A 351-nucleotide genomic window follows, 5' to 3' on the forward strand; every position below is an offset into this window, starting at 1 on the left:
TCCGAAGTAGCTCAGTGGTAGAGCACCGCACTGTTAATGCGATGGTCGTAGGTTCGAGTCCTACCTTCGGAGCCATTTTTCTGGAGAGCTGTCCGAGTGGCCGAAGGAGCATGATTGGAAATCATGTAGGCGGGCAACCGTCTCAAGGGTTCGAATCCCTTGCTCTCCGCCAGTAGATAACTCATTAATGAAATTTAGTATGGCCCCTTGGTCAAGCGGTTAAGACACCGCCCTTTCACGGCGGTAACACGGGTTCGAATCCCGTAGGGGTCACCATATTGGAGGATTAGCTCAGCTGGGAGAGCATCTGCCTTACAAGCAGAGGGTCGGCGGTTCGATCCCGTCATCCTC

The 351-nt window shown here is 53.6% G+C and carries 3 tRNA genes; all 3 read left to right on the top strand.

The features are described from left to right. The 3 genes from AC2Q9J_RS17705 to AC2Q9J_RS17715 all read left to right on the top strand — a co-directional run bounded on the left by AC2Q9J_RS17705 (position 1) and on the right by AC2Q9J_RS17715 (position 276). Positions 1-75, top strand: a tRNA-Asn gene (locus AC2Q9J_RS17705). A gap of 7 nt (positions 76-82) precedes the next feature. Beyond that, positions 83-172: transfer RNA gene (locus tag AC2Q9J_RS17710), tRNA-Ser, on the top strand. A 29-nt stretch (positions 173-201) separates the two neighbouring features. Next, positions 202-276: transfer RNA gene (locus tag AC2Q9J_RS17715), tRNA-Glu, on the top strand. Positions 277-351 lie beyond the last annotated feature (75 nt).

The sequence above is a fragment of the Planococcus sp. RAB007_Raresut genome, from assembly GCF_057369535.1.